At 65.1% G+C, this 12,624-nt stretch carries 9 protein-coding genes and 1 tRNA gene; 8 read left to right on the top strand and 2 right to left on the bottom strand.

From position 1 onward, the window contains the following. Positions 1-89 precede the first annotated feature (89 nt). The 3 genes from Hhyl2_RS03790 to Hhyl2_RS03800 all read left to right on the top strand — a co-directional run bounded on the left by Hhyl2_RS03790 (position 90) and on the right by Hhyl2_RS03800 (position 3,085). Positions 90-581 (top strand): HTH domain-containing protein, encoded by a 492-nt coding sequence (locus Hhyl2_RS03790; RefSeq protein WP_483549399.1) that lies wholly within the window; start codon positions 90-92, stop codon positions 579-581. Positions 582-691: 110 nt separating this feature from the next. After that, entirely contained in the window at positions 692-1,912 is a 1,221-nt protein-coding gene (locus Hhyl2_RS03795) for a sensor histidine kinase (protein ID WP_483549400.1), read from the top strand. Between the two features lie 417 nt (positions 1,913-2,329). Further along, complete coding sequence (locus Hhyl2_RS03800) at positions 2,330-3,085, top strand: lysostaphin resistance A-like protein (RefSeq protein ID WP_483549401.1); 756 nt, start codon at positions 2,330-2,332, stop codon at positions 3,083-3,085. Positions 3,086-3,257: 172 nt separating this feature from the next. Here the strand turns inward: Hhyl2_RS03800 and Hhyl2_RS03805 are convergent. After that, positions 3,258-3,332 (bottom strand) — tRNA-Val (locus Hhyl2_RS03805). 178 nt (positions 3,333-3,510) lie between these two features. Here Hhyl2_RS03805 and trpD point away from each other — a divergent pair. The 4 genes from trpD to trpG are packed head-to-tail and all read left to right on the top strand — an operon-like array spanning position 3,511 to position 7,392. Further along, entirely contained in the window at positions 3,511-4,506 is a 996-nt protein-coding gene (gene trpD, locus Hhyl2_RS03810) for an anthranilate phosphoribosyltransferase (protein ID WP_483549402.1), read from the top strand. Further along, complete coding sequence (locus tag Hhyl2_RS03815; protein WP_483549403.1) at positions 4,503-5,144, top strand: phosphoribosylanthranilate isomerase; 642 nt, start codon at positions 4,503-4,505, stop codon at positions 5,142-5,144. The genes trpD and Hhyl2_RS03815 overlap by 4 nt, the downstream gene beginning before the upstream one ends. Next, the gene (gene trpE, locus Hhyl2_RS03820) at positions 5,141-6,757 is read left to right on the top strand and encodes an anthranilate synthase component I (protein ID WP_483549404.1); all 1,617 of its coding nucleotides are present in this window, start codon (positions 5,141-5,143) and stop codon (positions 6,755-6,757) included. Before Hhyl2_RS03815 ends, trpE begins: the two co-directional genes overlap by 4 nt. Next, positions 6,754-7,392 (top strand): anthranilate synthase component II, encoded by a 639-nt coding sequence (gene trpG, locus Hhyl2_RS03825; protein ID WP_483549405.1) that lies wholly within the window; start codon positions 6,754-6,756, stop codon positions 7,390-7,392. The genes trpE and trpG overlap by 4 nt, the downstream gene beginning before the upstream one ends. 19 nt (positions 7,393-7,411) lie before the next feature. Here the strand turns inward: trpG and Hhyl2_RS03830 are convergent, their stop codons facing one another. Further along, positions 7,412-7,600: a DUF8029 family protein gene (locus tag Hhyl2_RS03830; RefSeq protein WP_483549406.1), complete on the bottom strand. Its 189-nt coding sequence runs from the start codon at positions 7,598-7,600 to the stop codon at positions 7,412-7,414. Positions 7,601-8,079: 479 nt separating this feature from the next. Between Hhyl2_RS03830 and Hhyl2_RS03835 the strand changes: the two genes are divergently transcribed. Continuing rightward, complete coding sequence (locus tag Hhyl2_RS03835) at positions 8,080-12,609, top strand: adenosylcobalamin-dependent ribonucleoside-diphosphate reductase (protein ID WP_483549407.1); 4,530 nt, start codon at positions 8,080-8,082, stop codon at positions 12,607-12,609. The last annotated feature ends 15 nt before the right edge of the window (positions 12,610-12,624 follow it).

The raw sequence follows: 12,624 nt of genomic DNA on the forward strand, positions 1-12,624 counted from the left end.
GTGGTAATAGGAATATATACTCTCCCGTGATGTGCATACAGTCCCCACAGTATCTATTTGTAGTCTCGCCTGTATGACTCGTAACAGACATGAGCGAAGACACGTCCACCACGCATATCGAACTCTACGTCCGGTCGATGCTGCCCGACGGCGCCAACGAGCGACAGGAAGCGGTGATCGACCATCTCGAACGACTCGACGCCGACGACGAGATCGAGGGGTTCAACGTCGTGGTCTGGGGCAAACAGATCGCCCCGGAATCCGCTGCCGCTGGTACCGAGGAAGGCACGTACATCCTGAACCGGGTCGCGGAGTTCAAGCAGTGGGCCCTCTCGCACAACGTCTCCCTGGAGTCGTTCTACCAGACCACCGAGGTCGAGTCGGAGGTCACCGAGGAGGCCTACGACGCGATGGTGTTGCCCGTCATGGGTCTGGCCGAGTACCGCGACGGGGAACTCGCACACGTCGCGCCCTGCACCGAGGGAGACATCGTCCACACCATCATGGACCGACTGGAGCGCCTCGACAGCGGCCAGGAGAGCGAGATCAGCCGGAGCGCTCCGGACGCGAGCGTCGTCTAACGCCCGGCAACGAAACCCGAAATCGTCGCGTCCTGTTTCTCCGAGTATTCGTCTCGGCGACGCTGAAACCGTCTCGTGGGTTTATGAGTATCCGTACCTATCATCAGATAATGACCGGGGACGAGGGTCCCGACAGCCCTACCGAGGGCAGTGGGGACTCCCCACCACGAGAGCCAACCGTCGCGGAGACGCCGCTGGCCGAGCGGATCGAAGCGCTCCACAGGGCGGCCACGGATATCGGCGCCGCGACGACCGCGGAGGACGCCTGCCGGGAGACGATCGTCGCGGCCGCCGACATCCTCCAGTTCGAACTCTCGACGGTCGTACTCTACGAGGACGGGATGCTGGTCCCGAAAGCGATCTCCGCCGATGCCGCCGCCGACGGCGCTCGTCCGATGGAGCCAGATCAGGGGAACGCCGGCCAGACGTTCCAGACGGGGGAATCACTGATCGTCGACGACATCCACGAGAACGAGCGCTCCGACCCGTCCAGGGAGAGCTATCGATCGGTCGTCAGCGTCCCTGTCGGCGACCACGGCGTCTTTCAGGCGGTCTCCGAAGAGGTCGCCCGGTTCGACGAACAGGACCTTCGACTGGCCGAACTACTCGTCTCACACACCGGGTCGACCCTCGACCGGATCGAGCGCGAGCGTCGACTCCGGGAGAAGAACAGGCGGCTGGAGAACTTCGCCGGACTCGTGAGCCACGACCTCCGTAATCCCCTCTCGGTGGCTGCGGGCCACGCCGAACTCGCTGTGCAGACTGGCGATCTCGAACACGTCGAGACGGTCGTGGACGCCATCGAGGACATCGACGAGATGATCGACAACCTCCTCGTGCTCGCTCGTGAGGGCGACGTCGCCGGCGAGACCGAGCGGATCGACCTCGAACGGACCGTCCACGCAGTCTGGGGAGAACTGGATACGTCCGGAGCAACGCTGGACTGTGACGTGAATTGCACCGTCGACGCCACACAATCCCATCTGCGGCATCTGCTGGGGAACCTGTTCCGGAACGCCGTGGAGCACGGCTCCACGAGCAATCGGACAGGGTCCGATGACGCGGTCGAACACGCTGGCTCGACAGACGCGGAGACGACGGTAACCGTCGACGATCTGGACGACGACAGCGGGTTCTACGTCGCCGACGACGGTCCTGGTATCCCACCGGAGCACCGAGACGAGCTGTTCGAACCGGGGTACTCGACGGACGCCGATGGAACGGGCTTCGGGCTCTGTATCGTCGAGGAGGTCGGTTCCTCGCTCGGCTGGGCTGTCTCGGTGACCGAGAGCACAGACGGGGGCGCTCGGTTCGAGATCCGGACCGAGTGAGCGGCCGACCATACCGGAGATATCGAGTCTCGGCACACAGGTGATTTCGTCGCTCCGAATTGGTCGCGACAGAAGTAGTGGGTTCGGGCGTCCTGCGCGCCAGCGCAGGGCTACGGGTGAGCGGAACTCTCCCGGCGGACTCGAACCACGCCGAGATATGCTCGCTTCGGGTGTCTCGTCTACTGCAAATCCGGCCCTGGTGAAACCATCGATCGGTGATCGGTGTCGATAACCTCGCTGCATACACAGCGTAAATGCAGTAGTGAGGGAGAGCACCTCAGTAGTAACCAGCAGTTCGTTCAGTCGTAGACTGAGTTAGAAAATGTCACTACGAATTTATTACCTCGGGTATCGTTTAGACGAACGGCAAATATGCCGTGATACAGCATGTCGTCAATTACGAAACAACAAGACCAGGTGCGGTCCGAGAGATCACCCGGGGCCTCGACGGGACACGGGACCGCCCGAAGCTTCCTTGCGGCCTTCGCACTGCTCGGAATCTCGACGTTCGGCGGATTTCTGATTGTAGAAGGGTTCAGCCGGTTCCAGACGCTCGTGGGACTCGGTGATAGCTTCGCGCTAACCTTCATCATCGGCGGATCGCTCGCCACGTTCTGGTTCGCCGTCGTCGGCATCGTCTACCTTCGGTACCGACCGGTATCGATCAACTACGATCTCCGGTGGCCGACGCTCCGTGATGGCGGCTGGATCCTCGGTGGGTTGGCCGCAATCATCGTCGCGTCACTCCTCACCGAACTCGTGGTAAGTCTCTTCGGATCCGGGTCGGCGACGAACATCTCGAACGCGGCGGCGGTCGAGAACCCCGTGCTCATCTACTCGCTGTTCATCGTCGCCAACTTGCTGTTCATTGCGCCGATCGAAGAGTTCCTGTACCGCGGCGTCGTCCAGGGCCGCCTGCGTGAATCGTTCGGGGCAATCACCGCGATCTCGATCACTGCAATCGGATTCGGTCTCACGCACATCCCGAGTTACTGGTTCGGTGGTTCGGATCTCCTCTCCATCGGTGTCTGGGGGGCGGTGCTGAGCATCTCGGCGACCGGCTTCGTCCTCGGCTACGTCTACGAACGGACGAACAGCCTGCTGACGGTGAGCATCATCCACGGACTCGTCAACACCATCGGGATCGGACTAGCCCTGCTCGCGTTCCTCTGAACACACCGCCTGATCGCCCGAGTCAGACGCGACGGCCTCGACTTTAGCAGACAGGTCCCCGATCGAATCGAGCGAGCGCTGGGGCCAGGGCGTGCCCTCTGCTATGAGTTGACAGTCGAACCCGTCCGCATGAACGATTCAGTCACTCACGGGTTGGTTCGCGACAGAAATATGGGTTCGGGCGGATTTGAACCGCCGGCCTCCTCCATGTCAAGGAGGTGTCATAACCGACCTAGACCACGAACCCTCGCTGCCTCGTACACTTCTCTGTTGCCGGGGGGTATAATTGAAGGTTTCGAATTCGGTATCCGTGCGTCGTCTGTTGGTTCGACCCACACCAGCCGGATACGGCCGCCGGCCCGACAACGTTAAGTCAGTGTACGAATTTGTACATCACAACACGAAATAGTCCATTGGTGCATACTATGCAGGAGTACATCGAACGCGTCACAGACGGTGAGGACCTGACACAGGACGAGGCACGCGAGGTCGCGGGCCTGGTCTTCGAAGAAGCGACGGAGGCTCAGATCGGCGCGCTGTTGACCGCGCTCCGGGCGAAAGGCGAGACCGAGGCCGAGATCGCCGGATTCGCTCAGGGGATGCGCGACGCCGCTCGGACCATCGCACCCGAGCGGGACACGCTCGTCGACACCTGTGGAACCGGTGGGGACGACTACGACACGATCAACGTCTCGACGACGAGCGCTATCGTCGCCGCCGGGGCCGGCGTCCCCATCGCCAAGCACGGCAACTACTCGGTCTCGTCCTCGTCGGGCAGCGCGGACGTACTGGAGGTCGCCGGCGTCGACGTCGAGGCCGAGCCGCCGGCCGTCGAGGACGCTATCGAGGACGAGGGGATCGGGTTCATGCTCGCGCCGGTGTTCCACCCGGCGATGAAGGCGGTCATCGGGCCACGCAAGGAACTGGGGATGCGGACGGTGTTCAACATCCTCGGGCCGCTGACCAACCCCGCCGGCGCGGAGGCGCAGGTCCTGGGCGTCTACGACCCGGACCTCGTCCCGATCGTCGCGGAAGCACTCGCACGGATGGACGTCGACCGGGCGCTGGTCGTCCACGGCGCGGGCCTCGACGAGATCGCCATCCACGGTGAGACCACCGTCGCCGAGGTGACCGGCGACCGGATCGAGGAGTACACGATGGTCCCCGAGGACATCGGGCTGGAGACCTACGACATCGACGATGTCGCCGGTGGCTCCCCCGAGGAAAACGCCGAGGACCTGCGGGGCATCGTCGAGGGAACCGTCGACGGCGCCAAGCGGGACATCATCCTCGCGAACGCGGGCGCGGCCATCTACGTCGCCGGCGTCGCCGAGACCCACACCGAGGGCGTCGAACTGGCTCGCGAGGCCATCGACTCGGGCGACGCCGCCGCGAAACTGGAGGACCTGGTCGGGGTATGACGCGGGTCAAGATCTGTGGCGTGACGTCCGCCGAGGACCGCGACGCCGTCGTCGCGGCCGGGGCCGACGCCGTGGGCGTCATCCACGGGGTCCCGGTTGACACCCCCCGCGAGGTCGACGAGAAGACGGCCGCACACCTCGTCGAGGGCGTCCCGCCGTTCGTGACCAGTGTCCTCGTGACCATGCCGACGACCGTCCAGGCGGCCGTCCGCCGCGTCGACGCCGTCGAACCGGGTGCCGTCCAGGTCCACGACGGGCTCTCGCCGAGCGAACTGGGCGCGCTACGGCGGCGCGTCTCACAACCGGTCGTCGCCGTCGTCGACGCTGCGGCCGACGACCTCCAGGCCTACGCCGACCACGCCGACGCGTTGCTGGTCGATTCGGTCGACGCCGACGGGGCCGGCGGCACGGGCGAAACCCACGACTGGGAACGCACGCGCGACCTCGTCGCCTCGCTGGACGTTCCGGTCGTGCTCGCAGGCGGACTGACGCCCGAGAACGTCGCCACGGCCGTCGAGACCGTTCGGCCGTTCGCAGTCGACGTCGCCAGCGGTGTCGAGGCCAGCGGGGGCGTCAAAGATCACGACGCCGTCGAGCGCTTCGTCGCCGCGGCGACCGGCGTGGAGGTGGCCGCGTGACCCTCGACCGCTCGCGCGAGCAGTTCGTCGCCGACGCCGAGGCCGACCGACCCGTCGTCGTCCGCGCCGCGGCAGAACTGGACGTCGACGTCGAGCCGTTGACGGCCTACGCCGCGCTGACGGGCCGAACGACCGACGTCGACGCCGGCGACTACACCTTCCTGCTTGAGAGCGCCGAGAAGGTCGCGTCCAGCGACCCCGACGGTGCGTTCGCGCCTGATACCGACGACCGGCACGCGCGCTTCTCGTTCGTCGGCTACGACCCACGCGCTGTCGTCACCGTCACCGGCGACGACAGCGAGGTCGAGGTCTTCGACGACCGGTACGCCGACCTCGTCACGACCGACGGGGGCGACGTCGTCGACGATCTCCGGGCGGCGATGCCCGACGTCGAACTCCGGGGCTTCCCGGAGATGGACCGCCAGCATCTAGACGGTGGCCTCGTCGGCTTCCTGTCCTACGACGCCGTCTACGACCTCTGGCTGGACGAGGTCGGCCTGGACCGACCGGACTCGCGGTTCCCGGACGCCCAGTTCGTCCTGACGACGGCGACGGTCCGGTTCGACCACGTCGAGGACCGCGTCGAACTCGTGTTCACGCCGGTCGTCCGCGAGGACGAGGACGCGGGCGCCCGCTACGACGAACTCACCGCCGAGGCCGAACGCGTCGAGTCTGTCCTCTCGGACCTGGACCCGCTTGACACCGGCGGCTTCACCCAGGTCGACGAGGTGGCCGGCCCCCAGGACGAGTACGAGGACGCCGTCGAGCGAGCCAAGGAGTACGTCCTCTCGGGCGACATCTACCAGGGCGTCATCTCACGCACTCGTGAACTGTACGGCGACGTCGATCCGCTTGGCCTGTACGAGGCACTGCGGTCGGTCAACCCCTCGCCGTACATGTACCTGCTCGGGTACGACGACCTGACTATCGTCGGCGCCAGCCCCGAGACGCTGGTCTCGGTGGCCGGCGACCGCGTCGTCTCGAACCCCATCGCGGGCACCTGTCCGCGCGGGAACTCCCCGGTCGAGGACCGCCGGCTGGCCGGCGAGATGCTCGCCGACGACAAGGAACGGGCCGAACACACGATGCTGGTCGACCTGGCGCGCAACGACGTTCGCCGGGTCTCCGAACCAGGCTCGGTCCGGGTCGACGAGTTCATGAACGTCCTCAAGTACAGCCACGTCCAGCACATCGAGTCGACGGTCACGGGGACGATGGACGAGGCGGCCGACGCCTTCGATGCTGCACGGGCGACGTTCCCGGCGGGCACGCTCTCGGGCGCCCCGAAGATCCGCGCGATGGAGATCATCGACGAACTGGAACTGTCGCCACGGGGCCCCTACGGCGGCGGCGTCGGCTACTTCGACTGGGGTGGTGACACCGACTTCGCCATCGTCATCCGCTCGGCGACGATCGAGACCGACGCGCCGCTGCCCGACGCCGACGGGACCGCCGACCGCGTCACCGTTCAGGCCGGCGCGGGCATCGTCGCGGACTCGGATCCGACCAGCGAGTACGAGGAGACCGAACAGAAGATGGACGGCGTACTGGTCGCGCTGGACAGGATCCGGAACGACGACCAGGTCGAGGTCGCCCCGGAGGGAGACCGATGAGCGCGCCAGCACCCGCGGGCGAGGGCGCCGTGCCGGCGAATATGCGCGTGCTGTTCGTCGACAACTTCGACTCGTTCACGTACAATCTCGTCGAGTACGTCTCCGAACACGCAGAGACCGAGGTCGTCCGCAACACGGCCACGCTGGACGATGTCGAGGCGTTCGACCCGGACGCCATCGTCCTCTCGCCGGGACCGGGCCACCCCAAGAACGACCGCGACGTGGGCGTGACGATGGACGTCCTCCGCGAGGTCAGCCCCGAGGTTCCGACGCTGGGTGTCTGTCTCGGGCTGGAATCGGCGGTGTACGCCTACGGCGGCACCGTCGGTCGCGCCCCCGAACCGATCCACGGGAAGGCCTCGCCCATCGACCACGACGGCGAGGGCGTCTTCCGCGGGCTCGAACAGGGGTTCCAGGGTGGGCGCTACCACTCGCTGATCGCTTCGTCGGTGCCCGAGGAGTTCGTCGTCTCCGCGACGACCACGGAAGAGACCGCCGACGGGGCGACCGAACTCGTGATGGGCGTGCGCCACCGCGAGTACCCCATCGAGGCAGTGCAGTTCCACCCCGAGTCGGTGCTGACCGCCGTCGGCCACGACATCATCCGGAACTTCCTGCGGGCCGCCGAGCGGTGAGTCGTGGCTGGCGCGCCGATCAGAGGATCTGGAAGCCGAGGACGCCCAGAATCCACACCGTCGCCACGATGATGATGGCGATGACGACCAGCCGCCAGGCGACCTTCATGACGACGCGCCCGACGAGCAATACCGCCGCGATGGCGAGGAGACCGACCAGTATCGCTGGCAGCCCGGGCAGCCCACCGAGTTGTAAGAGAGAGAGCATACTAGCAAGAGGCGAGTCTGTCACAAATACTTCGTGGCTGTGTCCTGACTGGAGCGGCGTGTCCCGGCCGCACTTGCGGGGGCCCCACCCCGTTTGAGGACAGGGAGCGGCCGGTGGTCGGGACGGTCGGCGAACAATCTCCAGTCGAAACCCCCGTTCGTTTCCACTGGATGTTCGGCCCCTGTCCTGTGGTTCGGTAGGTTCCGATTTCACTTTCACCGTGGTCTGGAAGGTATTAAGAAGCGACCGACGTTGCTAGTGGTCGTACGCGCCGGCGATGCGAGCCGCGCCGTTGCACTGCCTGACGACCACCGTAGTCACTACTCTCGCATAGCTACGGAATCCGACAAAATCCGCAGACAGAAGCGTTATACGACATCCATGAGTACAGATGTGCCGCCAGAAATGACAGGAACTGGGTCAGCCGTAGATCGGGGTATCGACCGACAGACACCCGCTGTCGGGGAGACGATGAACAGATGAGCGATGCGGAACTCTCCGCCGACGAGATTTCGTTGCCGATCAAGCGCACCGAGGGGGAGACACTGGCCGACCGGCTCACCGACAACGCCTATCACAACATCCTGCCGGCCCGGTATCTCCGGAAGGACGCCGACGGCGACCTCGTCGAACAGCAGGAGGATCTGTTCGAGCGGGTCGCGAAGAACATCGCCCTGGCCGAGGCGGTCTTCGAGTCCGAGACGGAGGACGTCGACGTGACGGTGACGCCGGACCAGCTCAAGCCCGACCACCCGCGCCGTGACGAACTCGCAGAGGAGGTCTTCGGGAAGGGCACCAGCGTCGACGACGACACCGAGACCGAACTCTCGGTCTACAACGTCAACAAGTTCGCCTACGAGACGGTCGTCCCCGAACTCCCGGACGCGGTTCGCGAGCACGTCGAGGAGACCGCCGCGGAGTTTCAGGAGTCGATGGAGCAGCTCTCCTTCATGCCGAACTCGCCGACGCTGATGAACGCTGGCGACGAACTCCAGCAGCTCTCGGCCTGTTTCGTCGATTCGCCCGAGGACGACATCGACGACATCCACCAGACCGCCAAGGAGGCCGCACAGGTCTTCCAGTGTCTGACTGCCGAGACGGCCGTCCACGTCGACGGCAAAGGGACCATCTCGATCGCCGACGTCGAACCTGGCGACGAAATCTGCCAGCGTCACGACGATGGCCACCGATCCCAGACCGTCGAGGAGACACACGCCTATCACGACGCACCGGTCAACCGCGTCGAGACGGCTGCTGGTATCGAACTCACCGGCACGCCGAACCACGAACTGTTCGTCGACGGCGCATGGACCCGGATCGACGAGATCGAGGAGGGGGCGACGCTCTCCGTCTCGCTGGGCTGGCTCGCCGACATCGATGAGACCGACCAGCTTACGACCGTCGCAGCCGGTGGGCAGTGGTCCCAGAACCGCACCGTCACGAACGACGAGATTCTTGACCTCTACGCCGACGGACTCAGCGACTACGAGATTGCAGACCGACTCGATTGCTCTGCTTCGACCGTTCAGCGACGACGCGCCAACGGACTCGGTCTCGACCCCAACGGCAGCGGTGGCCGCGCTGCTGGCAGTGTTTCCTTCGATACCGACCAGTTCGAGACCCTCTACGAAGACGGTCGTTCCGACCGCGAGATGGCCAGCGAACTCGGTGTCAGTGCTGGCACTATCTGCCAGTATCGCGCCAGCCAGTCACTCGAACCCAACGGCGAACCGGTAAAGACAGTCTCTCAGCCGACGACGCTCTCTTCCGATCTAGCCGAACTCCTCGGTATGTGGGTCGGCGACGGTTCGACCCACCAGGACGGCATTCGCTTCCACCTCAGCCGTGAGGAGAACCTCGAACACGTCGACCATCTCTGCCGTCGCCTCTTCGACGAGGGTCTCGACTGGCGCTTCGAGGATGGTTGCTACGACGCGGTCCTCCATAGCCACGAAGTCAAGCGCTTCTGGCTCGCCAACTTCGGCGACGCAAAGCCCGACGCACCGACTGCGGAGATCCCAGACCAGATCTGGGCCGCCGACCACGAGACCGTCGGTGCCTTCCTCCGTGGTCTCTTCTCGACCGACGGCAGTCTCCAGAAAGACCGCTATCCGCGACACTGGAGCGCGTCCGAGGACCTCATCGACGGCGTCCAGCAACTCCTGATCGGTCTGGGAATCCCCGCCACGACCTGGGAGATCGACGACGACGAACGCGACTACTACAACGTCGGCCCGACCAGCGAACGGGGACTCACTCGCTTCGCCGAGCTGGTAGGCTTTACCGACAGCCGTGACGAGACACTTCAGTCGGAACTCGACGACGCGGCCTTCCGTGACACCACCTGTGGCACCGTCCGCGACGACGGTGTCTGGGAAGTGCCCGTCACCGCCGTCGAGGACGCCGGTACCGACACTGTTTACGATGTGACCGTCGCTGGCGACCACCAGTACGTCGCCTCCTCTGTCGTCTCACACAATAGCGGCGGTGGCATGGGCTACGCCTTCTGGCGTCTCCGCCCCTACGGTGATCAGGTCGGTTCGACTGGCGGTATCGCCTCGGGGCCGATCACCTTCATGCGGACCTACGATCAGATGTGTGAGACCATCGCCCAGGGTGGCGCTCGGCGGGGCGCCCAGATGGGCGTCATGCGCGTCTCGCACCCGGACGTCATCCAGTTCATCCACGCCAAGAACAAGGACGTCTCGCTTGCTCACACGCTGCGGCTCAACGACCCCGACGACTTCACGCACAACTCCTTCGCCGACGCGCTCGACGAGGCCCGCGAACTCATCGACGAGGACGGCAAGGTGCCCAAGCACCTCCGGAACGCCGTCGAGGGCCACCTCTCGAACTTCAACATCTCCGTCGGCGTCACGGACGCTTTCATGGACGCGCTGAAGAACGACGAGGAGTTCACCTTCACCAACCCACGGACCAACGAGCCCCACGTCGCCACCGAACAGACCGAGGAACTCTACGAGATGTTCGACCTCGGCGAGTACGTGGAGGCTGGCGAAATCCTCTCGGTGCCTGCGGACAAGCTCTGGGAACGGATCGTCGAGGGCGCCCACGAGAACGGCGAGCCCGGCGTCATCTACCTCGAACGAGTCAACAAACAGCACAGTTTCGATGTGGACAAACATCCAAATCATCGCATCTTAGCTACAAATCCCTGCGGCGAGCAACCGCTCGAGGAGTACGAAGCGTGCAACCTTGGCCATATTAATTTGTCAACGTTGGCTGCTGAAGACGCGCCGGACTGGCGCGTCTGGGAGGCCGCTCACGCCGACGAGTACGACACCGAGGCCGAGGCCGTCGCGGCGTTCCTCGAAGAAGCGGTCGACTGGGAGGAGTTCGATCGCCGCATCGCGATGGGCACCCGTTTCCTGGAGAACGTCGTCACGATGTCGGACTTCCCGGTCGACGAGATCGAACGGAAGGTCCGGGAGATGCGCAAGATCGGGCTGGGCATCATGGGACTGGCACAGCTGTACATCCAGCTGGGCATGAAGTACGGCTCGGAGACCTCCAACGAGGTCGCCCGGCAGCTGATGACCCACATCAATCACGGCTCGAAGGCCGCCTCGCACGAACTCGCACAGGAGCGGGGCTCCTTCGAGGAGTGGGACAACTCCAAGTACGCCGATCCGACCGCCTACCCCGAGTGGTTCGAACACCAGACCGGCGAGGACGCCGACGACTGGGCGGACGGCTACCCGATCCGCAACCACAACACGACGACCATCGCGCCGACCGGGACGACGTCGATGATCGGCAACACCACCGGTGGCTGTGAGCCCATCTACAACGTCGCCTACTACAAGAACGTCTCGGACGACGTCCAGGGCGACGAGATGCTCGTCGAGTTCGACGACTACTTCCTCCGGGCCCTAGAGGAGAACGACCTCGACGTCGAGGCCGTCAAGGAGGAGGCCCAGGAGCAGATGGCCAACAACGAGTTCGACGGCATCGACGGGCTCACCACGGTTCCGGACACCATCGGTGAACTGTTCGTCACGACCGGCGACCTCCCCGCGAAGGGCCACGCCGGCGTTCAGGTCGCCTGCCAGCAGGGCGTCGACTCCGCCATCTCGAAGACGGTCAACGCGCCCAACGACTCGACCGTCGACGACGCTGCCGAGGTCTTCGAGTACATCTACGACCACGGCGGCAAGGGCGTCACCTACTACCGCGACGGCACCCGCAGCAAGCAGGTGCTGACCACGCGAGCACAGAACACCGAGTTCGCCGACATGGACGCCGAGGAGATCGTCGCCCAGATCGAGGCGGTATTCGGCGGTATCGAAGGCTTCCTCGAGGACGAGGCCGTCCAGGCCGCCATCGACGACTCCGTCGAGGCCGTCCTCGACGTCGCCGACGGCGAGCAGTCCGAGTTCGCCAAGAAGCGCTCGCGCCCGGACGTCCTCCACGGCGTCACCCAGCGCATCGACACCGGCTACGGGAAACTCTACGTCAACATCAACGAGGACCCCGAGGCCGAGCGGCCGTTCGAACTGTTCGCCAACATCGGCAACTCCGGGGGCTTCACGGCTTCCTTCACCGAGGCGCTGGCCAAGACCATCTCGACGGCGCTTCGCTCGGGTGTCGATCCACGGGAGATCGCCGACGAACTGCAGGGAATCCGGTCGCCGAAGGTCGCCTGGGACAAGGGCGAGCAGATCCAGTCCATCCCGGACGCCATCGGCACCGCGCTGCGTCGCTACCTCGACGGCGAGGTCGACAAGGCCTATCCCCAGCAGGCGACGCTCGAAGAGACCGCCGAAGACGAGGAAGAGACGAGCGCCAACGCCGCCACCCAGACGGACGGTGGGCCCGGCACGACGGCGACACAGGCGAGTGCCGACGCCGACGCTGGCGCCTCGGGCGACCAGCAGGACATCATCGACGCCGGCGAGAGCCCGGAGTGTCCGGAGTGTAGCTCGCTGTCGCTGTACTACTCGGAGGGGTGCAAGACCTGCGAGTCCTGTGGCTGGTCCGAGTGCTGAGCTGACACTCCCGGC

Source organism: Haloarcula sp. H-hyl2, from assembly GCF_056934385.1.

Excerpts from the sequence above, each read along its gene's own strand:
- Hhyl2_RS03815 (WP_483549403.1), top strand. The coding sequence starts at position 4,503 with ATGACGCGGGTCAAGATCTGTGGCGTGACGTCCGCCGAGGACCGCGAC.
- trpD (WP_483549402.1), top strand. The coding sequence starts at position 3,511 with ATGCAGGAGTACATCGAACGCGTCACAGACGGTGAGGACCTGACACAG.
- Hhyl2_RS03830 (WP_483549406.1), bottom strand. The coding sequence starts at position 7,600 with ATGCTCTCTCTCTTACAACTCGGTGGGCTGCCCGGGCTGCCAGCGATA.
- Hhyl2_RS03790 (WP_483549399.1), top strand. The coding sequence starts at position 90 with ATGAGCGAAGACACGTCCACCACGCATATCGAACTCTACGTCCGGTCG.
- trpG (WP_483549405.1), top strand. The coding sequence starts at position 6,754 with ATGAGCGCGCCAGCACCCGCGGGCGAGGGCGCCGTGCCGGCGAATATG.
- Hhyl2_RS03795 (WP_483549400.1), top strand. The coding sequence starts at position 692 with ATGACCGGGGACGAGGGTCCCGACAGCCCTACCGAGGGCAGTGGGGAC.
- Hhyl2_RS03835 (WP_483549407.1), top strand. The coding sequence starts at position 8,080 with ATGAGCGATGCGGAACTCTCCGCCGACGAGATTTCGTTGCCGATCAAG.